This is a genomic window from Planctopirus sp. SH287, from assembly GCF_056500625.1.
The window spans coordinates 5,132,037-5,153,214 of sequence record NZ_CM151403.1; the positions used below are offsets into that span (position 1 = coordinate 5,132,037).

The 21,178-nt window shown below is 53.4% G+C and carries 20 protein-coding genes and 1 tRNA gene; 16 read left to right on the forward strand and 5 right to left on the reverse strand.

The window, feature by feature from the left end:
* Positions 1-307 precede the first annotated feature (307 nt).
* From SH287x_RS19070 to SH287x_RS19115, 10 genes are all read left to right on the forward strand, one after another.
* A complete protein-coding gene (locus SH287x_RS19070) occupies positions 308-1,075 on the forward strand; it encodes a glutamine amidotransferase (RefSeq protein ID WP_479515978.1) in 768 nt (255 codons plus the stop codon).
* Between the two features lie 181 nt (positions 1,076-1,256).
* The gene (locus tag SH287x_RS19075; protein WP_479515979.1) at positions 1,257-2,468 is read left to right on the forward strand and encodes a diphosphate--fructose-6-phosphate 1-phosphotransferase; all 1,212 of its coding nucleotides are present in this window, start codon (positions 1,257-1,259) and stop codon (positions 2,466-2,468) included.
* A gap of 116 nt (positions 2,469-2,584) precedes the next feature.
* On the forward strand, positions 2,585-3,607 hold the full coding sequence (locus tag SH287x_RS19080) for an SIS domain-containing protein (protein ID WP_479515980.1): 1,023 nt from the start codon (positions 2,585-2,587) through the stop codon (positions 3,605-3,607).
* A gap of 261 nt (positions 3,608-3,868) precedes the next feature.
* Positions 3,869-4,276 (forward strand): hypothetical protein, encoded by a 408-nt coding sequence (locus tag SH287x_RS19085; protein ID WP_479515982.1) that lies wholly within the window; start codon positions 3,869-3,871, stop codon positions 4,274-4,276.
* Positions 4,277-4,389: 113 nt separating this feature from the next.
* The gene (locus SH287x_RS19090) at positions 4,390-4,719 is read left to right on the forward strand and encodes a helix-turn-helix domain-containing protein (RefSeq protein WP_479515983.1); all 330 of its coding nucleotides are present in this window, start codon (positions 4,390-4,392) and stop codon (positions 4,717-4,719) included.
* 115 nt (positions 4,720-4,834) lie between these two features.
* Positions 4,835-5,596, forward strand: a complete 762-nt coding sequence (locus SH287x_RS19095; protein ID WP_479515984.1) for a lipoate--protein ligase family protein — start codon at positions 4,835-4,837, stop codon at positions 5,594-5,596.
* Positions 5,597-5,744: 148 nt separating this feature from the next.
* Positions 5,745-6,506: an LssY C-terminal domain-containing protein gene (locus tag SH287x_RS19100; protein ID WP_479515986.1), complete on the forward strand. Its 762-nt coding sequence runs from the start codon at positions 5,745-5,747 to the stop codon at positions 6,504-6,506.
* Positions 6,507-6,614: 108 nt separating this feature from the next.
* Entirely contained in the window at positions 6,615-6,818 is a 204-nt protein-coding gene (locus SH287x_RS19105) for a hypothetical protein (RefSeq protein ID WP_479515987.1), read from the forward strand.
* 72 nt (positions 6,819-6,890) lie between these two features.
* Entirely contained in the window at positions 6,891-7,880 is a 990-nt protein-coding gene (locus SH287x_RS19110) for a cation diffusion facilitator family transporter (RefSeq protein WP_479515988.1), read from the forward strand.
* 298 nt (positions 7,881-8,178) lie between these two features.
* Complete coding sequence (locus SH287x_RS19115) at positions 8,179-9,327, forward strand: prenyltransferase/squalene oxidase repeat-containing protein (RefSeq protein ID WP_479515989.1); 1,149 nt, start codon at positions 8,179-8,181, stop codon at positions 9,325-9,327.
* Between the two features lie 85 nt (positions 9,328-9,412).
* Here SH287x_RS19115 and SH287x_RS19120 read toward each other — a convergent pair whose 3' ends face one another.
* From SH287x_RS19120 to SH287x_RS19130, 3 genes are all read right to left on the reverse strand, one after another.
* Positions 9,413-10,780 (reverse strand): alkaline phosphatase D family protein, encoded by a 1,368-nt coding sequence (locus SH287x_RS19120; RefSeq protein WP_479515991.1) that lies wholly within the window; start codon positions 10,778-10,780, stop codon positions 9,413-9,415.
* A 206-nt stretch (positions 10,781-10,986) separates the two neighbouring features.
* Positions 10,987-11,460 carry a hypothetical protein gene (locus SH287x_RS19125; RefSeq protein ID WP_479515992.1) on the reverse strand — a complete coding sequence of 158 codons (474 nt, stop codon included), beginning with the start codon at positions 11,458-11,460 and terminating at the stop codon, positions 10,987-10,989.
* A 445-nt stretch (positions 11,461-11,905) separates the two neighbouring features.
* Complete coding sequence (locus SH287x_RS19130) at positions 11,906-13,045, reverse strand: DUF1207 domain-containing protein (RefSeq protein WP_479515993.1); 1,140 nt, start codon at positions 13,043-13,045, stop codon at positions 11,906-11,908.
* Between the two features lie 768 nt (positions 13,046-13,813).
* Between SH287x_RS19130 and SH287x_RS19135 the strand changes: the two genes are divergently transcribed.
* Both SH287x_RS19135 and SH287x_RS19140 read left to right on the forward strand, forming a co-directional pair.
* Positions 13,814-14,878, forward strand: coding sequence for a Gfo/Idh/MocA family protein (locus SH287x_RS19135; RefSeq protein ID WP_479515994.1), 1,065 nt, complete (start codon positions 13,814-13,816; stop codon positions 14,876-14,878).
* Between the two features lie 173 nt (positions 14,879-15,051).
* Positions 15,052-15,125 (forward strand) — tRNA-Met (locus tag SH287x_RS19140).
* Between the two features lie 101 nt (positions 15,126-15,226).
* On the opposite strand, the gene SH287x_RS19145 is transcribed toward SH287x_RS19140, so the two are convergent.
* The gene (locus SH287x_RS19145; protein ID WP_479515995.1) at positions 15,227-15,568 is read right to left on the reverse strand and encodes a hypothetical protein; all 342 of its coding nucleotides are present in this window, start codon (positions 15,566-15,568) and stop codon (positions 15,227-15,229) included.
* A 95-nt stretch (positions 15,569-15,663) separates the two neighbouring features.
* Between SH287x_RS19145 and SH287x_RS19150 the strand changes: the two genes are divergently transcribed.
* Positions 15,664-16,590 (forward strand): sugar phosphate isomerase/epimerase family protein, encoded by a 927-nt coding sequence (locus tag SH287x_RS19150; protein ID WP_479515997.1) that lies wholly within the window; start codon positions 15,664-15,666, stop codon positions 16,588-16,590.
* 145 nt (positions 16,591-16,735) lie between these two features.
* Here SH287x_RS19150 and SH287x_RS19155 read toward each other — a convergent pair whose 3' ends face one another.
* Positions 16,736-17,134, reverse strand: a complete 399-nt coding sequence (locus SH287x_RS19155) for a hypothetical protein (RefSeq protein WP_479515998.1) — start codon at positions 17,132-17,134, stop codon at positions 16,736-16,738.
* Positions 17,135-17,583: 449 nt separating this feature from the next.
* Here SH287x_RS19155 and SH287x_RS19160 point away from each other — a divergent pair, with 449 nt between their 5' ends.
* The 3 genes from SH287x_RS19160 (at position 17,584) to SH287x_RS19170 (ending at position 20,735) form a co-directional block, all read left to right on the forward strand.
* Positions 17,584-18,087 (forward strand): chemotaxis protein CheX, encoded by a 504-nt coding sequence (locus SH287x_RS19160; protein WP_479515999.1) that lies wholly within the window; start codon positions 17,584-17,586, stop codon positions 18,085-18,087.
* A 124-nt stretch (positions 18,088-18,211) separates the two neighbouring features.
* Complete coding sequence (locus tag SH287x_RS19165) at positions 18,212-18,577, forward strand: response regulator (protein WP_479516000.1); 366 nt, start codon at positions 18,212-18,214, stop codon at positions 18,575-18,577.
* Positions 18,578-18,782: 205 nt separating this feature from the next.
* Entirely contained in the window at positions 18,783-20,735 is a 1,953-nt protein-coding gene (locus SH287x_RS19170; protein WP_479516001.1) for a sensor domain-containing diguanylate cyclase, read from the forward strand.
* Positions 20,736-21,178 lie beyond the last annotated feature (443 nt).

Genomic DNA, 21,178 nt, shown 5'->3' on the forward strand with positions numbered 1-21,178 from the left:
CGCGGCGTCGAAGATCGCCCCAGAATCAACGAATTGCCAACTCGGCGGTATCCTAATCATCGCCTCAGATGGTGTAAATGTGTTTATTGGAAATGGTTTGATTACTGATGTCGAGTTATCGATTCGTGCATGGGGATATCTCAATAGACCATTTGCTTGGCGTCGGTTGCGATGGTCACTCAGATCCCAGTAGACTTAAGGACACAGCAGTGTTGATGGTGTGAAAACATCCCTCCGCGATCGTGATCGGTCTGGCCGGAGGAGTGTGATCCACCAGATGAGTCGTAGGCGATGCAGAAAGATTGCGATGCAACGTGTCCTCTACTGCGGCGATACATCGCTGGAAACAGCGGCAGGCTATCTGGCGGGGCTGATGACGGCCTGGGGTTGGGAATTTCAATATGTCCCCAGCGACTGCCAACTGTCAGCGGCCAATCTTGAACAGCCCTTTGATCTGATCATTCTGAGTGATTATCCCGCGTCACGTCTCCCTGACGAACTTGCTCTCAAAATGTCTCAGCAAGTGCGAGGTGGCACAGGCCTGGTGATGCTTGGGGGGTGGGAGAGTTTTCACGGCGCAGGAGGCGACTGGGATCAGTCACCCATCGCAGAACTTCTACCGGTGACGATCTCTCCTGTCGATGACCGCGTGAATTTCGATCAGCCCGCCATGGTGATTCCTGCGGCCCAAGTGAGTTTGAATCATGAGATTCTGCAAGGACTCCCCTGGGAAGAACGTCCTACGTGTGTTGGTGGACTAAATCAGTTTGAAGCCAGGCCGGGAACACAAACCTTATTGATGGTGCGTGTCTGGCATCCCACGTTCAATGCTGAGGAAGGCAAGACGACGTGGGAGCACGCGACTGACCATCATCCTCTGCTGGTCGTTGGGCAAGCCGATCAGGGACGAGTGGTCGCTTTTGCTTCGGACATTGCCCCTCATTGGGTCGGCAGTCTGGTGGATTGGGGCGAGGAACGATTTTGCGCTCAGGCACCCGGCGCCCATCCGATTGAAGTGGGAAGTGCTTATGCCCAGTTTTTTCAGCAAGTCCTGACATGGGCGATAGCGAAATAGCAGAATGTCTTCTTTTGTGATGAGCCATGGCAGAACAATTCATGGCAATATTGTGATTTCAATCAAACAAGTGGGATCAGGCTCCAGGCTGTCAACGATCCCAAAACCAAGACTCAAGCGGGTGGCTCACCATCAGGTGAAACTCCCGATCAAACCTTAGCAGCGAAAGTTCGAGAACCGTATGTTGTCTGGAAATGCTTTGATTGGTCAGTCTGGCGGGCCAACGTCTGTCATCAATACTTCGATGTTGGGCGTGTTTGACGCGGCTCGGAAGAGCAAGAGCATCAGCCGTGTGTTCGGCATGCGATTCGGCATTGAAGGCGTTCTGGGCGATCATCTGATCGATCTTTCCAGTGAAGATCCTGCGGTAATGAAGGGCCTGCGCGGCACTCCCGGTTCTGCACTGGGTTCCAGCCGGGTGAAGCTGAAGGATGAACACTTTCCGACGGTGCTCAAGCAGCTCAAGAAGTACAACATCCGTTATTACTTCATGATCGGCGGCAACGACACGATGGACACCATTCATCGAGTGACGAAGTACGCGGGTGAAAACGGCCACGAGATGATCGGCGTGGGTGTCCCCAAAACGGTTGATAATGATCTGTTCGGCACCGATCACACCCCCGGCTATCCCAGTGCTGCCCGTTATGTGGCGATGAGTGTGCTTCAAGGGGGACTGCTGGCAAAGGATATGCAGCGCGTCGATCAGTTTGTCGTCTTCCAGACCGTTGGCCGGAGTGCCGGTTGGCTTCCTGCGGCTGCTGCCTGTGCCCGCGGCCATGGCCTGACGGCACCGCATGTGATTCTCTTCCCTGAGCGTCCTTTTGACCGAGCCGCATTTCTGGCAGCGGTTAAGAAAGCTCAGGAAAAGCACGGCTTCGTCTCGATTGTTTGCGGCGAAGGGATCCGTGATGCCGAAGGCCAACCCGTGAGTGCGTCGCAGACACGTGATAAGTTTAACAACGTCGAGTTCGGCGCGATGGGCGGAACCAGTGCGGCCATGATGTTGCACCGCATGATTTCCGATGAATTCGGCTGGCGTGGCGAGTTCCAGGTAACCGAATCATTACAAATGTGTGCGGCTGACCGTGGGTTGAAACGGGATCTGGATGAAGCCTACGCCTGTGGAAAAGAGGCCGTCCGTCTCGCTTTGACAGGCACGAGCGGGGTGATGGTGACGATGCAGCGTGTCAACAAAAAGGCTGATCCTTACCAGATGGGTTTTGGTACTATTCCTCTGGGTGACGTGGCTAATCACGAGCGCCCGATGCCCGATAATTTCATCTCCAAAGATGGGTTTGATGTCACGAAGGCTTTCCTCGATTACGCCAGGCCGCTGGTGGGTGAACTCCCGACATACAGCGTCCTGGCTGCCAGGAAGGGGAAGGCGTAGAGATATGAGGTCAATTTCTGGCCTCATATCTGCAACCATCACGGATCGTTTTGAGTTTTGTTTGATCACACCATGGAGTTCGCAACGCGGGCTTCACTACTTGATAGGCCGTTTCTATGTTCGCTGATCGTGCACCATACGCCGGGTTTGGTCTTGTCGCTGATATGCTGGCTGTGCCGGGTGTTATCCGAAATTTTGATCCTTCAGTCGTAAATCTCACGGCGAATGAAGTCCGAACGGTGGGCCGGTTGCTGCTGACGGGTGAAGGATCAAGCCGACTCTTTCCGGGCAAGAACGCTATCATGCACTCGCGTCAGCAGGGGTGGCCTCTGATGCTGCACACCGAAGCGGGCCGCCAGTCGCAGGACTATGCGTTGAAAGACTGGGCCGTGCTGGCGGCTTCCAATAGTGGTAAGACGGCCGAAGTGATTCGCCTGTTCACACAGTTAAAAGGGGGTGGTCATCCCGCTCTCTACAGCCTGACCGCCATGGCCGAATCGCCACTGGAAGCCTTGGCCAAACGAGGCCATGTTCTTCAATGTGGTAAAGAGGGAGCAGTCGCTGCCACCAAGAGCGTGATTGAGCAGGCGTTGGTTGTGCGGGCCATGGTGGAATCCATCGCTGGCGAATCCCAGCTCAAAGGACAATTGGAAACACTGGCCGATCAGGTGCAGACCGTGCTGACACAATCCATCGACCGCGAAATCGTCGATAAGCTGGCCAAAGCCAGCACGATTTATTTTGCTGGCCGTAACGATGGGGTGGCCGAGGAACTGACACTCAAGACAAATGAGATCACCCGCAAACGGAGCGATTTTCTCGAAGGGACTTATGCCGTCCATGGCATTGAAGAAATTATGCAGGCCGACGATGTGGTGGTCTGGATCAATCCTTATGCCGAGTCGGAGCAGAAGTTCCACGATGTGCTGGTGAAGGGTGTGGGACTGACGGTGGTGACGATCTCGCCGCGTGAAACGATGTTCCCCAACATCCAGATTCCCGATGGAGGGAGCCTCGCTGGCTTTGTGGAACTTTGCGCCGGGTGGAACCTGCTGGTCGAAATCGGCATGGCCCTGGGCGTGAACGTTGACAAGCCCCAACGGGCACGCAAGGTGGGCAATGAGTTCATCGCGGGGTAATGCCGTGTCCGGCTTTATCTTGGGGTTCCATGCGTAGTCACGTCCTCCGATGTCGGACTTGACTACCTGTTCAACCACTTTTAAGCATTTGACAATGCAGTAGGTTCATGCCGGTAAGCTGTAGGGTGACTTTGCCATGTCGAGTATGACGGCACTCCACAAGTGGTCTTATGCTCGGTATACTCTGGAGGGATCGCGTCTTAATTCCCCGGTTTTGTCGTTGCAAACATGTTTACTTAAGAGTAAACTTCAGGTGCCTCAATGGAAGAATTATTGCATTTCTTTCTTGTTGAGGATGATCGTGCCTTAAAGCCGATTCGACAGGTGGCGGGTTATATTGATCGGCGTGGCCGCTGTCGGACTGATGATTTTCTGGCGGTATCACCCCTTGGTGATCAGGCGAAATTTATCGCCCTCGCCCGACGTGTTTGTATCTATGGTGAAGAAGGGTTTCGGAGTCCCGATTTTAAGTACGAAAAGTCTTCGATTTGGACTTTCCGGTTGTACGACCAACGACGAATTCCCTGCTTCCTCGATGAATCCATTTGGATTTGCACTCATGGCATGCAGAAAAACGGGCGATGGCGAGAAGCTGATTTCGATACCGCCATCCGAATTCAAACAGAGTATTTTCGTCGGAAAGCTGATCTGGAGAGATCGGATGGCTGATGCCATTTTGCTGCTTCGTTTTGAAGAGGCTTGCCCAGTGACATCCTCCGTTGTCGAAAATGACAACGGATTCAACAGCATGCTTTAAAGTGATTAATCACGAGGAGGATTTCATGGCCGATTGGATTGCCAATATTCTCGGCAGTGAAGAAGGACGCCGGTTGCTTCATCAGGAAGAACTTCTGGCCGATATCGCTCACTCTGTTTTGTCGGAAATGGAATCAAAGCACATTAACCAGGCCGAATTGGCAAAACGTCTTAAGAAAACGCCTGGTCGAATTTCTCAATTGTTGTCGGGTGAGCGCAATCTGACTCTACGGACATTAGCCGACATGGCGACCGCGATAGGAATGAAAGTGGAAGTTCGGTTGGTGGATGCGGCATCGGAAGAGATGACGCCGGCTCATGAGAACAGTCATCTTAATTCTACCATCATTGATTAATCGTTTGAGGCTTGAACGTCGACAAGCCTCAACGGGCACGCAAGGTGGGCAATGAGTTCATCGCGGGGTAATCTCTTTTGTGAGATCGACATCACTCTGAGGGAAGACCTGCCGCATGGCTGAGGATATTTGCACACGTCTGCTGGATCTTTGGCCAAGTGAGGTCGATCGGATCGATTTTTCACTACCAACCGCGCCAGATAATCTGGCGTTTGATGAAGCCTTGCTGCTGACCGTCAACGAGGAACCGGAAGCGGCCTGCTTGCGTTTCTGGGAGATGCGTAAGCATGCCGTGATTCTCGGCAGGTCAAACTCGCGAGAGAAAGAAGTCAACGAAGCCGCGTGTGCGGACGCGGGAGTCGAGATCTTTCGCAGATGTTCAGGGGGGGGAACCGTTGTCGCCGGGCCGGGCTGTCTGATGTTTACTGTGGTGGTGCCAGTCACTGAAGTGATCACCAAGTTGGGGGTGCCAGCGACTACCTGTCAGTTGCTGGGCCGAATCGTCAAAGAACTCCGGCCATTTCTGGGCGATGTCCAAATCAAAGGCACCAGCGATCTCGTCGTTGGGGAACAAAAATTTTCTGGCAATGCTCAGAAGTATTCCCGAAATGCCATTTTGCATCATGGGTCAATCCTCTATGACTTTGATCTCCCTTTGATCAGCCGATATCTCAATCAGCCAAGCCGGCAACCAGACTACCGGGCAGGCCGGCCTCACGATCAGTTTGTGATGAATGTACCAGCCACCCGAGAACAACTGACCGAAGCCATAGCTGCGGCGTGGCAGGCCGTGGCCGATGAACATTTTGTTCCTCCCTATGATTTAACGGCAAAGCTGGCTCGGGAACGGTATCGCACGACGGAATGGAATGCTTAGTACATTGTCAAAGGATAAAATTCGGGTCTCTTCAGTTGTTAAGTCCGACAACGGAGGACGTTGCGGCGACATCAAACTGAAGACAAAGCCGTGACACGGCATTAGGATGATCGCCCAGATGGCAGGCAAATGAACCCAGGGGCGAACGATGACCAAGCATGTTTCAGGCAATTCGGCTGAGCACTCCAGCCATGGGACTGTCCACAAAAAAAGTCTCAGCGGGCTGACCCTCTTACGTTATGGAATCGTTTGCTGGCTGGTGGGATATCTGGCCATTGCTTATGTCGTGCTTCCCATGGGCTGGTGGCGGTTTGAGAAGCGACATCCGGCTTTAGAAAACGCCCCCACTCTGACACACACCAAACTGGGGATTCCCGGCGACCCGCTGGATTTTGGCCTTGTGGGAAGTGAAGAGCAGGTGATCAAGGCATTTCAGGCCATCGGTTGGACACAAGCGGAAAAAATCGACCTTCGATCGAGTGTCGGCATTGCAGAAAGCACGATTCTTGATCGTCCCGATGCCGACGCCCCAGTCAGCAGCCTGTATCTGTTTGACCGCAAGCAGGATCTGGCTTTTGAACTGCCAGTAGGAAAAAGTGCCCGCCAACGACACCATGTGCGCCTCTGGAAGTGTGAGCAACTCGACGATCAGCATCGGCCCTTCTGGATCGGTTCGGTCACATTCGATGAACGCGTTGGTCTCAGTCATACGACGGAAGAGATTACGCACCACATCAGTCCTGATATTGATGCAGAACGCGACGGACTGCTCAATTCGCTCCTCAAAGCCAAGCAAATCGATCAGATTGAATATGTTGACGACTTCCAACCTAAAGCCGAAGGCAAAAACGGCGGAGGCGACCCCTGGAAGACCGACCAACGACTCGGTTGGGCTGTGCTGATCGATTAACGGTTATCGCCAGCACCACCATTCGTGGGAGACTCCAGACCACCCGTTTTTACGAAGACGCGGGAGAGGGACTTACTCCTTCTCCCGTTCTGACGGGAGAAGGCTGGGATGAGGGCGAGCTGTAGTTCAAACAGCGATCAGTCTATATGCCCGCTGACCGTGACCCAGGCAAGTTACTATGTTGATAACATCAATTGGAAAGACCCTCACCCGGCACTGCGTGCCACCCTCTCCCACGAAGACGCGGGAGAGGGACTTACTCCTTCTCCCGTTCTGACGGGAGAAGGCTGGGATGAGGGCGAGCCAGGATGATTCCACCAGCAGTACCCCGTCATTCGCGTTATTGTGTCTCAGCGGTGAAATACTTCGAGAGAAAAGGCCTTCATGTGCGACCCGACCACGCCGCCATCAGACACCTGTTCGGCCACAGGCCCGCTTCATCAGCATGATCACGACCATGACCACGATACCTCCCCTGATGCAGGGACAAATGGCTACCAATTACCCTCTCATCACGGACATGCTCATCATCATGGCGCGGGGCATGGACATGCTGCGGGCATGAACCTGGGGATTGCGTTCGGGTTGAATTTCTTTTTCACGCTGATCGAGTTCGCGGGGGGATACTGGACGAACAGCATTGCGATCACGACGGATGCCATTCATGACCTGGGTGATTGTCTGTCGCTGGCGCTGGCCTGGGGGCTTCAGATCATCTCTCGTCGCCCGCGCAATGCCCGGTATAGCTATGGCATGGGCCGGCTGTCCCCTTTAGGTGCATTCATCACGGGAGTGGTCTTGATTGTTGGCCTGATGTTTGTGGCGGGTGAATCGCTGGATCGGTTGTGGACTCCGCAGCCGGTGGAAGCTTCAAAGGTGATTCTCATTGCCCTGCTGGGATTGGCCTTCAACGGCTACGCTGCCTGGCGGTTGCATGGGGGAATGTCGTTAAACGAACAGGTCGCAAGCTGGCACTTGTGGGAAGACACGCTCGGTTGGGCCGCCGTGCTGCTGGGCGGAGCGATCATGTCGGTCTGGAATTTACCGATCATTGACCCGCTGCTGGCCATCGGTTTGGCGTTGTTCGTGATGTGGAACGTGATCCGGAATATGTTTCGAGTCGCAGAAGTTTTCCTGCAAGCCGTGCCGGAAGGAACCCGCCTCAGTGAGCTTGAAACGCTCATTCTCTCGATCAAGGGGGTTCAGTCGGTTGAGAATCTGCATGCCTGGACGCTCGATAGTGAGCAGCATGTTCTGACATGCCAACTGGTTCTCAGCACCTCGGAATTGTCCCCTCCTCGCACCGAGATCCTGCGGCAGGTGCGCGAGCAATTGAAGCCTCATGGCTTTACGAATGTGACAATCGAGACCTGATTGGCCCGATGAGATCAGCCACGAAGCCCATTCTATTGCCGCGCGGCGCAACATCTTGTCGCGCCTTGTTACGACTGCTCACACGATACGACAAATCAAAGGGTTTTAGCCTGAAATCTTGATGATCGGGCCATGAAATCTGGCAGGTATTGAGCCGATTAACGGTACCTTGAGTGTCTTGGTGATACCGTGCTCGGTGAACAGAGAGACGTTCTGCCTCGCGGCATAAAGAAGTGAAGAACACTCATTTCTCGGCGCGGGCAGGATAAAACCCTAACCATGACATGAGGAACCTGGCATGCAGATGAAATGGCTTTATCGATGTGTGGCTGGTGGGGCATTGCTTCTGAACGGAGCCGCCTGGCCTTCCTTGATGACCCCGTCTCCAGTGGTCGCAGTTCTCGCTGCTGAGACCACAGCGGAATCATGGGCACAGAGTCGTGAGAAAGCGATTGAATATCTCAAGACGTCCCAGATGAAAGATGGTAGCTGGACGACACCACGAACATCCGGAATTACGGCTCTTGTTGTCTATAGCCTGATTGATGCGGGTGTACCGGTGTCTGATCCCGTGGTGGCAAAAGGGCTTGAGCGAATCGCGTCCTATGCCCAACCCTCGGGAGAGATCGCGGCTCCAGGGAGTCCACACGCCGGCTATGAAACGTCGGTTTCCATTCTGGCATTGGCTGCTGGTAATGCCGATGGAAAATATACTGAGGTTCTCAAGAAAGCCGAAAAGTACATACGTGGCGTGCAGATGGACGAAGCCACTGATACGGAAAAATCAGATGTGGCGTATGGCGGGGCAGGCTATAAAGCGGGCGGCGGGCGACCTGATCTCTCCAACACCGCGTTTTTCCTCGATGCGTTAAAGGCAACAGGAGCAACCGAACAAGACCCCGCAGTGCAGAAAGCGTTGATCTTCCTCTCACGTTGCCAGAATCTGGAATCCGAATTCAACACCACACCACAAGCCGCCAAAGTGAATGATGGTGGATTCTATTACAACCCCAACGGCCCCGGAGTTTCCCCCGCAGGAAAGACCGATGAAGGAGGTCTGCGGTCGTACGGCAGCATGACCTACGCGGGATTCAAAAGCATGCTCTATGCCGGGGTGAAACAAGATGACCCGCGTGTCAAAGCCGCTCTCAACTGGATAGAGAAAAACTATACACTAGAGGAAAATCCTGGCCTGGGAGCAGGTGGGCTATATTATTACTACTATCTATTTGCGAAAGCGATGGATGCTTACGGCCAAGATCGCTTCGCCGACTCCCAGGGAAAGAATCACGACTGGCGGAAGGAATTGGCTGGTCAATTGATATCTCTTCAGAAAGCCAATGGCAGCTGGATCAATGATCGTTCCAGCCGGTGGATGGAAGGCGATCCCAACCTGGCGACCGCCTATGCACTGGTGGCCCTGGGGAAATGTCAGGCCAGGAAGTGATACGCATTCCCATTTGAAATCTCGCTCTGTATGACATCGTGAGCAGAAGGCGCTGGCCGTTCTTCTGCTCACGATAAAGTCACGGTTAAACGCCCATCTCAAATTGGTGAAGCACTTCCCCTTTCATGTTGATCCAGGTGGCGGTCAACTTGGGATTGTCGCTGGTGTTCGTGGCGACCAGTTTCATGAAAACGTTTGGCTCGGGCTTGCTCCAGACGCGGGCCGAATGTTTGACATCCAGCGCAGGAATGACCGAAGCGTGCATTGGTGACACGACGCACTCATGGAGCGGATAGCCCACACGTTCTTCGCCATAGACATGATGACGGCTGACATGAATGTCACCGGAAACCAGCATCACCCCTGTGATCTGCTTCTCTTTGATCCAGGCGAACAACGCTTCCCGTTCGGCAGAGTATGTCTCCCAGTGATCTTTTTCCTTGTTCCCCTTGGGATACCAGACCATGCCTGTGCAGAGAATTTTGAAAGGAGCCGTGGAGGCTTTTAACGTCTCCTGAAACCATTTCCATTGGGCTTCGCCCAGGCAGGTCTTCTGGTTAGGATCTGCCCAGGAAGGGCCTGTCTGTGAGAACCAGCGGTCATCGAGCAACCAGACCTCGACCGGCCCCCGGCGGAAGCTGGTATAGATCCCGTTATCGCTTTCCCCATAGCTGGCCAGGGCGTTGTACTCGATAAACGCTTTGCGAATATCTTCTTTCTTTGGCATCAGACCATCGGAATCGTTCTTTCCGAAATCATGGTCATCCCAGGTATTCCAGAAGGGAATCTGAGTCGCCATCGCGCGAAGAGTTGGCAGTGTTCCCCAGAATCGTTTGCGAGCTGTCCGGTTCTTGGCGAGATCGTTGCTGTCAATGTAAGGCGTATCGCCCAACAGGCAGAATCCATCAACCTGTTGAGAGGCAATCTGGCTCCACAGCGCATCAAAGTCCGTACTGGAAACACACGAACCCATCCCCAGCGTGACAGTCGCTGGTGCCTCAGGGGCCAGCGGCGTTTTGAAATGAAACTGGCCGTTGTTGTTCTCGGCACTGAAGAGATTCTTGCCGCCGGCTGTCGTTAACTGACCGCGATACGACTGGCCGGGAACGAGATCCTTGATGGCAAAGGGGACGCAGAAATCGTTGTCAGCCAATGGGGTGGCGGTCTGGCGACTCACCACTTTCCCATTTGGCCCACGGAGAACCATGTTCACTTTCACTTCGCCCGGAACACGACAAAACAAGTGAGCCGTTTCATGATCAACATGCCCTAACACCGGCCCAATGATTTCACGAAGTGGTGCTGCCGGCTTTTTATCGGCTGCTGCCAGCGCAGAAAGATCGCTGGTGAGCGTCGCTCCCGTCACCACCGCCGTTCCTGCCGCGGCGCTCAAAAACTCGCGACGATTCCAATGAGAAGACTGGTTCGGGGTGGGCTGGTGCTGAGTGGTCATGGGAGATTTCTCCAAGTGATCTGAATTTCAATGAAAAATAAGCCGCCGTCATCTTTTGGGAAGTTAGGGCAACTCTTTTGAGAATTCGTGAAGAACTCGCGAGAAATCCACCATTAAGGCATTTTATTGACTTTTAATCAACTGTGGTTGATTAAATTCGGAGCAAATTGACCTGCTGAGTGACCTTCGATTACTCGCAAAGCCACTCAAGCCCATCGCTTTTTCGGGCCAGTAACAGAGAGTGTGCCCAAGACAAGAAACGCGATCAGTAACATCAGTTGGGCGATTGCAAAGGGAGGCTCTGATTGTGTGGGAGCGAGTGCTTTCAGCAGTGGCAGTTTGAGAAACATCTGCACAACCAGCACAAACATGTTGAGATAAAAGGCCAGGAGCGCGGTGACGACATACGCAGTCCGCCAACGGCCAGCTTCCTGCTTGAAGTATCGAGCCACGACGGCGATCCCCAGCACCAGCAGTGAAATGATCCCGAAGGCATGAGATGGCAGAAATCGGTCGGCAGGCAAAAGAAAGCCAGATGCACTTGTTGCTATTGTGGTCGCGAGGAACACGGCGTTCCAGCCATGGCTCGGCAGGTTCTTCAGAAAGCCATAAGCGACGGCAAAACCCGCAACAATAGCCACCAGACTGATCACAACATGGAAAACCAGCATCAGAGACATGATCGACCCATTCAGTGGGAATAACGGGGTTCTGGGAGGAATTGGCCAGAACTGTTTTGGCACCCGTCATTCGGAATGACTGAATAACCTCAGCCGACACGTCTTCTTTCAGTCTCTCTTGTTGGAGGCCATCCTGATGGCAGGCTGCGTGATGTCAAATAGCCGTAAGAACGCGGAAATCTAACCAGAAAACGAGTCAAAGACTGTGTCAAAGGTTTCGCGAATACCCGCCATAGCGCCACGCCTAGCTCACCAAAATCAGTTCCAGGTGGCATGAGAAGACCTAAAGTCTTCAGTAGGCGAGGATCATTTGAATATCGTGAAAGAAGCGAAAACGACATCGCTCGGAAGTGATCCTGCTAAAATTGCGCGAACATGTGGCTGTGGAAAACTGGCGAATCTTCAAGAGTTTTGGAGCAGGCCCGATCGATTTCATCATCAGCTTTTAATAGTCGTAGCGAATCCCGAAGCCCGTCAACTGGGTGTTGTTTCCAAAGAACGAGAACTGGTTGTCTGCTCCATTATAATATTGGAAGCCGGCCCGGAAGGTGTGATCGCTGGTATCGCCGCGCCATTGCCAGCCGACCAGCATGTTGACACTCCCTCCCCAGTTGTATTCCTCCATCAGGTGAACGTTGCAGGCGGCATAAGGTGCACCCCGGAAACCTGTCGGGCCAACCGGATTGTATTCGATACCAAACTGCGTCTCCCAGGGCTGGGCGCCGCCAGTGGTATAGAACGCATAGCCGAATTCAAAATAGGTACGGATCTCCGGGATGGGGAAGTATCCAAAACCCATCACAAAACAATCCCGGCTATAGTTAAGACGATCATAGCCAGGGTGCTTCAGCAGGAATTCATCTCCCAGATGACTGCTGATGTGGTAATAGCCAAGCTTCCACTGGAATGGGCCTTCGCGATAGGTGAGGGGGGTGCCGATGCGGTAATCGGTCGCCATGACATCACGTTCAGTTTGCGGTTGCATCCGCAAGAAAGCCCCCCCTTCGACATCCCATTGCCAGCCTTCAGGATCGATGCCACGAGCTGTGCCGTATCGCAACAAGCCAACGCGGCCTCCCAGAACCGAATCCCAGAGGATCTCTCCTCGACGGGGATACAAAAATGCGGTGGAAAGGCGGGGTTCTTTCTCACCGGCAATATACGACTTATAAAGCAGCCCTTCAGGAAGCAGGTGCATCGCCCAGGGTTCCGCCTGATCCCAGATCACTGGTGCTTCTTCGACAGCAAACGGATTTCCGGAAGAGACACCTAACGGGCCGCTCCCCATGGCGTCATCCAGGGCACTCTCTTGAGGTGAACTCGGGGAAGAATTTGTACCGCTGATTGAGGTTTCACCTGTGGAGTAATCAAAATCGACCCCTTTCGGAACCTCTGACAATAAACTCTCCTGCTGAAAAGCGACTGGCGAGACCTGACCCGAGTTGCGGGACGGTCTCCGATTTTGCGTTCCAGCACTGGAATCTTGGGGCGTCTGTGCTGGATCAAACTGCAGGTGCATTGTGGGGAGTGTGTGATACTCACCACTGTCGGAGCCGCTGGGAGTCGACAGTCGGGCGAAATCCATGTCGCCTGGCCCTTGTGCCTGGGCGCAGGGGGGCACGAAAGACAATTGAAGGAACGCGGCACACATCATTCCTCTGGCCAGTGGTGACCAAAGGAGGGATAGATGCTGTTTACCGGATTCATTCACGAATCGCATTAACGGCCAAAAGTTCGGCATTATGCGGTCTTCACTGTTGAAAAGGAGAGGTAAGAACCCAACTGGTGCTGGCAAGGAGTGCCAACCAGGTTCATCCTGCTCAGGAATAAAAGGAAAGGCTGATGAGAAGGGGCGTCAGTCGTGAGCGGAAGGGGCGTTGATGGGCAAAATGTTGATGGGCAAAACAGAGAAATTGATCGAGAAAATCAGCGAGAAAGAAGGGGTGAGGCTTTGATGCCAGAATGCTTATGGAGGTCAGCATTTCCAAACGAGTGTTTTACATGAAGAGTTTTAACACCTGGGAAAATCCCTGCCCAGAGGAATTTTGACGCGCATCTGTCCTCCGAACCGAATCTCACAAATCTTTCAGCCAATGGGAATCAGCGGGCAGCAAAAACTGCCGCCCGATCTCAAGCACCGGCAATTCTGGCTGAGTTTTCCGCATTCGTGGCAACCAGCAAGTGGGCACAATCAGGGCAACGACGACACAGTTCTGACCGATGGGTGAACTCGTTCGCAGGTTCATTCGCCTGCCCGCCCCCCATTGCTTACTATGTCACATCAGATTTGAAGCTTCACGATCGCCGTGTCCCGGCTCTCTCCTGGAGCATCATCATTGAGGAAGTATTGCCCATGACCGCTCAATCTGTTCGTCTTGGTTTTATTGGAGCGGGAGCCAACACGCTGGCCCGTCACATCCCTGGCTTTCGCGAGATTCCTGGCGTTTCGCTGGCCGCTGTTTCCAACCGGACAATCGCCTCTGCTCAAAAAGTGGCGACACAGCACGCGATCCCCAAAATCTACGACAAATGGCAGGATCTGATCGCTGATCCAGACATTGATGCGGTCTGCATTGGCACATGGCCCGATACGCATGCGGAAATCAGTTGTGCCGCCCTGCAAGCGGGAAAGCATGTGCTGTGCGAAGCCCGTATGGCGAGAAATGTGGCCGAAGCCCAGGCGATGCTCGCTGCCAGTCAAGCCCATCCCGATCTGACTGCCATGCTGGTTCCCAGCCCGTTTGGCCTTCAGGTCGATGCGGAAATCGACCACCTTCATCGTTGCAGTTATATTGGCGATTTACGCCAACTGGTGGTCATTGGCCTTGATGATCAATTCTATGATTATTCCCGGAATCTGCACTGGCGGCAGGATGCCTCGCATAGCGGCCTTAACGCGCTGACCATGGGCATCCTCCATGAAACAGCCATGCGATGGTGCCCGCCAACCACGCGGGTGTTCGCTCAAACTCAGATTTTTGAAGCCACCCGGCCTGATCCCAACTCGGATCTCAACCTGCCGGTCACCACACCCGAACTGGTGCATGTCCTTTCCGAATTGGGAGACAATGCCCGTGGCGTTTACCATTTTTCAGGCCTTGCCCTGCATGCACCCCCGAAGCAGATTCATCTTTACGGCAGTACGGGAACGATTCGTGTGGAATTTGGTGCTACCGAACGAATCTGGGCTGGCCGTTGTGGTCAACCACTGACAGAACTGGCTGTTCCGCCGGAACGTCTTGGCAAATGGCGAGTTGAGGCTGAATTTATCGGCGCAATTCGCGGAGAAGAACCCGTGCGTCGCACCAGCTTTGCTGCTGGCTTGGACTATATGAAGTTCACCGAGGCGGTCGCACGCAGCGCCACAAAAGGACGTCTGGTCGATTTGTCCGAAACCTTGATTCCTGATGAAAAGTAACAGGCATCGCCCGTGGGGCTTGTGGGATTTGCCAGTTATCGCGGCTTTGCAGGCAGGCTTGGTGAAGTTCTGATGGTGTGAGGGCGAAGATTTTTAGAAAGAGAGCCTGTTTCCTTGTCGAGACGCCGACATGCCGATACACTCCAACTGTCGCAGGTGATTCTGCGAATTGACGCGGGGTGGAGCAGCCCGGTAGCTCGCGAGGCTCATAACCTCGAGGTCGTAGGTTCAAATCCTGCCCCCGCCATTTGTTCTCTACTGATGAACAAAAAACAAGACGGTAACGAAACTCTCTGACCGTCACTTTCTGCAAAAAGGCCGCCATCTTTTGATGGTGGCCTTTTTGCGTTATCCGCTTTTCAATTTGAAATAGCGCTCTGTGTGCCATGCTTGACCAGCAGGATCGAACAGGCAGCAGCTGATGTTTCCCTTGACCAACTCTTTCGGGCCTTCACGGCGGCTGGCGGAAGGATCATCATCAAATCTGCAAGGACGAAGCAGGGCCGAAAAACAGCCCCTCAAGAGGAGACTCTCGTACTTGAAATGACAACGCCGGAATTCGCCAAATGAAGAACTGTTGCTGGAGCAGCAGACGCGATCCACGCAAATGAACATTCGACGCTGCCCGGCGGTGGTGTTATTATCGACAGCCGTTGATGCGTGGGGTTTCATGGTGTGGCTCTGGGCCATGGAGAGATCCATTCACCATCCAGAAATTTCTTCTTTGAAGCGACACTCCTGTTGCCTCAAGAGGAGTGATGATCATCGAACAAAAAGGGACAACAATGAGTTTGGTAAATGCCGGTTGGTCGCGTCGCGAGATGTTGCGGGTTTCGGGTCTAGCCATGGCCGGCCTGGCGCTGGCTCCCCTGACAGCAGTTCGAGCGGCAGCGGCTTCAAATCCCTTTGAGATTTCGCTGGCTCAGTGGTCGCTGCATAAGGCATTCTTTGATAAGAAGGCCGATCCCATGGACTTCGCAAAAATTGCCAAAGAAGAGTTTGGGATTAACGCGATTGAGTACGTCAACCAGTTCTATAAAGGAAAAGCCGAAGATCAGGCGTTTCTGGCTGACCTGAAGAAGCGGGCCGATGACCATGGCGTGAAAAGCGTTCTGATCATGTGTGATGGCGAAGGGGCACTCGGCGATGCCGACGATGCAAAACGCACCAAGGCCATCGAAAATCATTACAAGTGGGTGACCGCTGCCAAATATCTGGGCTGCCACTCCATCCGCGTGAATGCTCAGAGCAGCGGCAGTTATGACGAGCAACTGGCCCGCGCTGCCGATGGCCTACGTCGATTGACCGAGTTTGCCGCTACGCTCGATATCAACGTCATTGTCGAGAACCACGGTGGACTCTCTTCCAACGGTGCCTGGTTAGCCAGCGTGATGAAGAAGGTTGATCACCCTCGCTGCGGGACCTTGCCCGACTTTGGCAACTTCCGGGTTTCCAAGGACGAAATGTACGACCGTTATAAAGGGGTCGAAGAACTGATGCCGTTCGCCAAGGCTGTCAGTGCCAAGTCTCACGACTTTGACGAAGCCGGCAACGAGACACACACCGACTACCGTAAGATGATGAAAATCGTCTCCAGCTTCGGTTACAAGGGCTATGTCGGCATTGAATACGAAGGCAGCAAGCTCTCAGAAGCTGATGGCATCAAGGCCACCAAGAAACTGCTGGAAACTGTGCGCAGCGAGATGGCGTAGTTGTATTGGGTGGTTTGAAGATGAGTGTTTGAAGGTAGGCGACTGCCCGGAAGCCTCAATGGGAATAAACTTCTGAAGTGAAAAGAGCCTGTTTCATACTCTACTTTTCCAAAAGCTTTATCCCCGGCTTCAAACGCCAATCGTCTTACTCTCCATACGCTTCTTTCTCAAAGGGATTTCCCCGATAGCAATCGCGGCCTCGGAGCCAGAGGTAAAAGCTGGCTCCGAGGTAAGCGGGGAGAAACGCCGGCCCCCAGCGTTCATACTGCCGGACATGCACACGCTCGTGATCGCGAGTGACCTCGTGCGCGATTCGGGACTGTGCCAGAACAACATGGCCAAAAGTGATGGCCGTGATGCTTGAAAGAGCGCCCCAGGGACGATCCAGCCACTGCGACAATTGAGGCCCACTGATTTCCAGTACACCATCCACCAGCTGCCATTCGCTGTGGCGGCCCCCGAGAATAGCTCCTAACAGCAGCCCCATAAAAGAGTTAGGCGAAGCCCAGAGGTAAGCGAACAGGCGGGCAACAGGTCTCATCATGATCTTTGAACCGTTCCCGGTTTTCTGGAGGTCAGCTGTCAGCCCTGGAAGTTAATGGTTGCGGCGTCGTGCCGTGTCACACCTTTATCTTAAGGTTTCATGCGTCGTCACGTTCTCCGATGTCAGACTTGACGACCTGTTCAACCTCGCTTTTAAGCATATGACAATGCCGTCGTGTTTGCCTGTGGCCTCCGTCGATCGGGCAACAGGCTACGGGGTGTCAAGCAGCGATTTCATACGCTTTGCAGAAATCAACGGCGCGTTGAGAAATTCGTAAGGCAGGTTTGGTCAGCCATTGTAGCAAGAGCTGATGTCGGGAATTTCCCGCATTCTCCAAAAAACACGGCTGCTTGTTGCTTTTTCGCAGCATCCCTGCATTTGTGGACTAGGGTTGTTTGGTGACTGAGCATCCCTTTTGACGTTCACGGGCTGGCCAAGGAGCTTAAAAAATGACAGCAACCGTCGTTGCTTCTGCAACGTCCCGCATGACGGCCGAGTATGTCAATCCTGTGATTTCCGCAACCCGAACCGTCTTTTCAAAGATGTTGGGTGCCAATGCGACAAGAACAGGTCTGACTCTTCGTGCCGAAGCGGTGACCAGCTATGGCGTCAGCGCCGTGATCGGTTTATCAGGCCAGGCGGCTGGCACCTTGGTGCTCAACCTCTCCGCAGAAACATCCATTGAAATTCTGAGACGTCTGATCGGAACGAAAACTCACTGTGTCGACGCCGATGTCTGTGATGCTGTTGGTGAAGTGACCAACATGATCGCAGGTCATGCCAAGGCGCAACTGGCGAGATACTCCCTCTCGATCAGCATCCCTAATGTGGTTTCCGGAACCGATCACACCGTTCACTTTCCATCGAATGTTGTGCCTATGGTTCTTTCCTTCGATTCTGATCTTGGCCCTTTCACAATAGAAGTGGGCTTTACCAGTTTACCAGTCAATTGAAATCACAGGTTGCCATCACCTGGTGAAGACGAACCAGTGTGAAGACTATCCTGTGCCCTGATCTACAAACTTGCCAAATCCGCTTCCTCTGCAATCTTTGTCTGTCGACTGTAAGGACATACCGATGAAAGTTTTGCTTGTCGATGATTCCGGCACAATGCGGACAATCCAGAAGCGATGCCTTAATAAACTCAATGTCAATGATATTGTCGAAGCTGAAGATGGCGTGCAGGCCCTGACTGCTTTTGAAGCGGGAACATTCGACATTGTTCTCAGTGACTGGAACATGCCAAACATGGATGGCCTGTCGCTGTTGAAAGAAATACGCAAACGAAACACCACCGTTCCCGTCGTCATGATCACCACGGAAGCCGAACGTGCCCGGGTGGTTCTCGCGATTCAAGCCGGTGTTTCCGACTATCTCGTCAAACCGTTCACTCCGGATGGCTTAAGAGAAAAGCTGGAGCGCTGGGTGGGATGCCACGTGTGACCATGCGTGACAAAGGTTTCAGTTCATAGCCGCGACTGATCCCCGATCGACACTTTCAACTTTGCCTGATGCAGCTTTGCTTAATGCAACTCTGCTAAATGCAACAGTGGTTTTGCACAGTTTTTTCTGATGCTTGCGGTCTCTGCCAATCAATCGCTTTTGATTGCCTGAGTTTCCGTTTCTTGAAATCGTACAGGTTAGCCCCATGATCCCTATTGAACGTATCTGGAACTCTGCTCAACTCCCCACACTTCCGACAGTGGCTGTCCGATTGCTGGAAATTGTCCGCGATCCCGAATCCGAAATTCGGGACGTCGTTGAAACCATCAAGCTTGACCCTGCGATCTCTGCCAAGCTGGTCAAAGCTGCCAATGCCAGCTATTTTGGCGTCCGCACTGAAGTGAAGGCCATGGATCGGGCTGTTTCCATTCTGGGAACCACGGTTGCCACATCGCTCGCTCTCAGTTTTTCTCTCACCGACGAATCACTTCAGTCGGGAATGCGAGCGGAACATTATAAGAACTTCTGGGTTCACTCGGTTGTTCAAGCTGCCACTGCCGAACTGATTGGCCAGCGTTTTGAACCCGCCCAGCGCGGTGAATACTTCCTGACTGGCCTGCTGCTTGAACTTGGCCGCCTGGCCATGCTGAAAACCATTCCCAACGAATACATGCCGGTGCTTGAAGAAGCCAAACTTCCCGGCGACTCGCTTGCTCAAATAGAAGATCGTGTCCTTGGCTTCTCCCATGTGCAAATTGGTCAGCAGATGATGACCTTATGGAAGCTTCCTGAAGCGATTGTGCATGCCGCTGCATTCCATCATGCTCCTTTAGAAAAGGTCTTGGCGCTGGGAGCTTCTCCCGAATCTCTTCTGCTGACCGCCATGGCGATGAGTGCTGCTTCAGCCGATTACTTCTGTTCGGCAAATAAAGGACTGGCCCTTCATTCTCTGCGGGAAATCGGCACCAATTGTCTGTCGATGACCGAAGATGACCTTGTCGTCTTCCTGAAGACGGTGGAAGAACGCTGCCATCAGGCGGGTGAGTTGTTCAACGTCAGTTTCTCGCAATTACAAAGCTCGGCCGATCTGATGATCCAGGCCAATGAGCAGCTCGTTCAACTGGCTCTTCGCGAGCATGTCGCCAGTACGCAGGCTTCCATCCGGCAGCATGTGGCTGAGCAGGAAAAACGGGAACTGGAAAGCCGCAATCGCGAGCTTCAGCAGCAGGCGATGCACGATCCTTTGACCGGTGCCCACAATCGGAAATTCTTCGATGAAGTTCTCATGCGGGAAGTTCATCGCTGCGTCCGGACGGCTCAGCCGCTGGCCATCATTTTTATCGATGTGGATCACTTCAAAACGATCAACGACACTTATGGTCACCAGTTCGGAGACCAGGTTCTTAAGCGAATCTCGCAGATCTTTACTGAAACCGTTCGCGTGGCCGATACACTGGCCCGCTTCGGTGGAGAAGAATTTGTCGTTCTTGTCAGTCAGCCTTCCGAAAAAGGGGTTGAGAGACTGGCAGAACGCATTCGCGAAAATGTCGAAAAGGAATCCTTCCGTTTTGGTTCGACCGCATTGAAAGTGACGGTCAGTGTGGGGTCTGCGATTGCCATCCCACGACGTGGCGAAACCGGGATTGGCGAACGATTGATCGCTGTCGCCGATGAATGTCTCTATGAAGCGAAGCGGGCCGGGCGCAACCAGACGATTATGCGTCATGTGATGGACGAGCGGGATCGTCAGCTTCAGCAGTTGATCACGCAGACGCGATTCAGTCGTTGGCTGGTGCAGCAGCGACTGGTCGATATTCCTTCGATTTCACGAATTCTGCTGGATAGCCAGACACCGCATCTTCAGTGTGGTGAATTGGCTGTTCGCATGGGCTTCCTGGATATTGCTGAACTTCACAGTATTCTGAAACATCAGGAAGTCACGGGTGACCGCTTCTGTTCGGTCGCTGTCCGACTGGGGTTGATGACGGCCACCGAGACAGTCTATGTCCTGGCCATCCAACAGGAAGATCCTCGCGCCTTGGTCGGTGCCATCGTCCGGGCGGGCCTGATGGCTCCCGATGCGGCTTCCGCAGCTTTAGAAGACTACACACGTAAAGTCTCCCCACCCCCCAAGCACCGAGTAATGGCGATGGTCTAGTGCGCCTGTCCGAAAACTCTCAAATCCTTCTCCCTGAGGGAGAAGGTGGCCGCAGGCCGGATGAGGGGGGGCGCGTTGCCACTGGCAACACTTGTGATTCATCGATTACCTCACCCCCACCCCTCTCGCAAGCGGGAGAGGGTGTATTCTCGGACAAACTCCTGGTGCCATGTTACGGCTTTATGCTGGGGTTTCATGAGTCGTCACATCCTCCGATGTCGGACTTGACGACCTGTTCAACCTCGCTTTTAAGCATTTGACAATGCCGTCGTGTTTGCCTGTGGACTCTGTCTATCGGGCAACAGACCACGGGGTGTCAAGCAGCGATTTCATACGCTTCGCAAAAATCAACGGCGTATTGAGAGATGCGTAAAGCACGCTCTGCTCAGAGCCGCAAGTATGGCACCTGGCGCAAATCTCATGCCGATCGCCGGGTGCTTATG

Excerpts from the sequence above, each read along its gene's own strand:
- SH287x_RS19075 (WP_479515979.1), top strand. The coding sequence starts at position 1,257 with ATGTTGTCTGGAAATGCTTTGATTGGTCAGTCTGGCGGGCCAACGTCT.
- SH287x_RS19105 (WP_479515987.1), top strand. The coding sequence starts at position 6,615 with ATGAGGGCGAGCTGTAGTTCAAACAGCGATCAGTCTATATGCCCGCTG.
- SH287x_RS19155 (WP_479515998.1), bottom strand. The coding sequence starts at position 17,134 with ATGATGAGACCTGTTGCCCGCCTGTTCGCTTACCTCTGGGCTTCGCCT.
- SH287x_RS19150 (WP_479515997.1), top strand. The coding sequence starts at position 15,664 with ATGAGTTTGGTAAATGCCGGTTGGTCGCGTCGCGAGATGTTGCGGGTT.
- SH287x_RS19090 (WP_479515983.1), top strand. The coding sequence starts at position 4,390 with ATGGCCGATTGGATTGCCAATATTCTCGGCAGTGAAGAAGGACGCCGG.
- SH287x_RS19130 (WP_479515993.1), bottom strand. The coding sequence starts at position 13,045 with ATGGATTTCGCCCGACTGTCGACTCCCAGCGGCTCCGACAGTGGTGAG.
- SH287x_RS19160 (WP_479515999.1), top strand. The coding sequence starts at position 17,584 with ATGACAGCAACCGTCGTTGCTTCTGCAACGTCCCGCATGACGGCCGAG.
- SH287x_RS19110 (WP_479515988.1), top strand. The coding sequence starts at position 6,891 with ATGTGCGACCCGACCACGCCGCCATCAGACACCTGTTCGGCCACAGGC.
- SH287x_RS19170 (WP_479516001.1), top strand. The coding sequence starts at position 18,783 with ATGATCCCTATTGAACGTATCTGGAACTCTGCTCAACTCCCCACACTT.
- SH287x_RS19135 (WP_479515994.1), top strand. The coding sequence starts at position 13,814 with ATGACCGCTCAATCTGTTCGTCTTGGTTTTATTGGAGCGGGAGCCAAC.
- SH287x_RS19145 (WP_479515995.1), bottom strand. The coding sequence starts at position 15,568 with ATGGCCCAGAGCCACACCATGAAACCCCACGCATCAACGGCTGTCGAT.
- SH287x_RS19085 (WP_479515982.1), top strand. The coding sequence starts at position 3,869 with ATGGAAGAATTATTGCATTTCTTTCTTGTTGAGGATGATCGTGCCTTA.
- SH287x_RS19125 (WP_479515992.1), bottom strand. The coding sequence starts at position 11,460 with ATGTCTCTGATGCTGGTTTTCCATGTTGTGATCAGTCTGGTGGCTATT.
- SH287x_RS19080 (WP_479515980.1), top strand. The coding sequence starts at position 2,585 with ATGTTCGCTGATCGTGCACCATACGCCGGGTTTGGTCTTGTCGCTGAT.
- SH287x_RS19120 (WP_479515991.1), bottom strand. The coding sequence starts at position 10,780 with ATGACCACTCAGCACCAGCCCACCCCGAACCAGTCTTCTCATTGGAAT.
- SH287x_RS19095 (WP_479515984.1), top strand. The coding sequence starts at position 4,835 with ATGGCTGAGGATATTTGCACACGTCTGCTGGATCTTTGGCCAAGTGAG.
- SH287x_RS19100 (WP_479515986.1), top strand. The coding sequence starts at position 5,745 with ATGACCAAGCATGTTTCAGGCAATTCGGCTGAGCACTCCAGCCATGGG.
- SH287x_RS19165 (WP_479516000.1), top strand. The coding sequence starts at position 18,212 with ATGAAAGTTTTGCTTGTCGATGATTCCGGCACAATGCGGACAATCCAG.
- SH287x_RS19070 (WP_479515978.1), top strand. The coding sequence starts at position 308 with ATGCAACGTGTCCTCTACTGCGGCGATACATCGCTGGAAACAGCGGCA.
- SH287x_RS19115 (WP_479515989.1), top strand. The coding sequence starts at position 8,179 with ATGCAGATGAAATGGCTTTATCGATGTGTGGCTGGTGGGGCATTGCTT.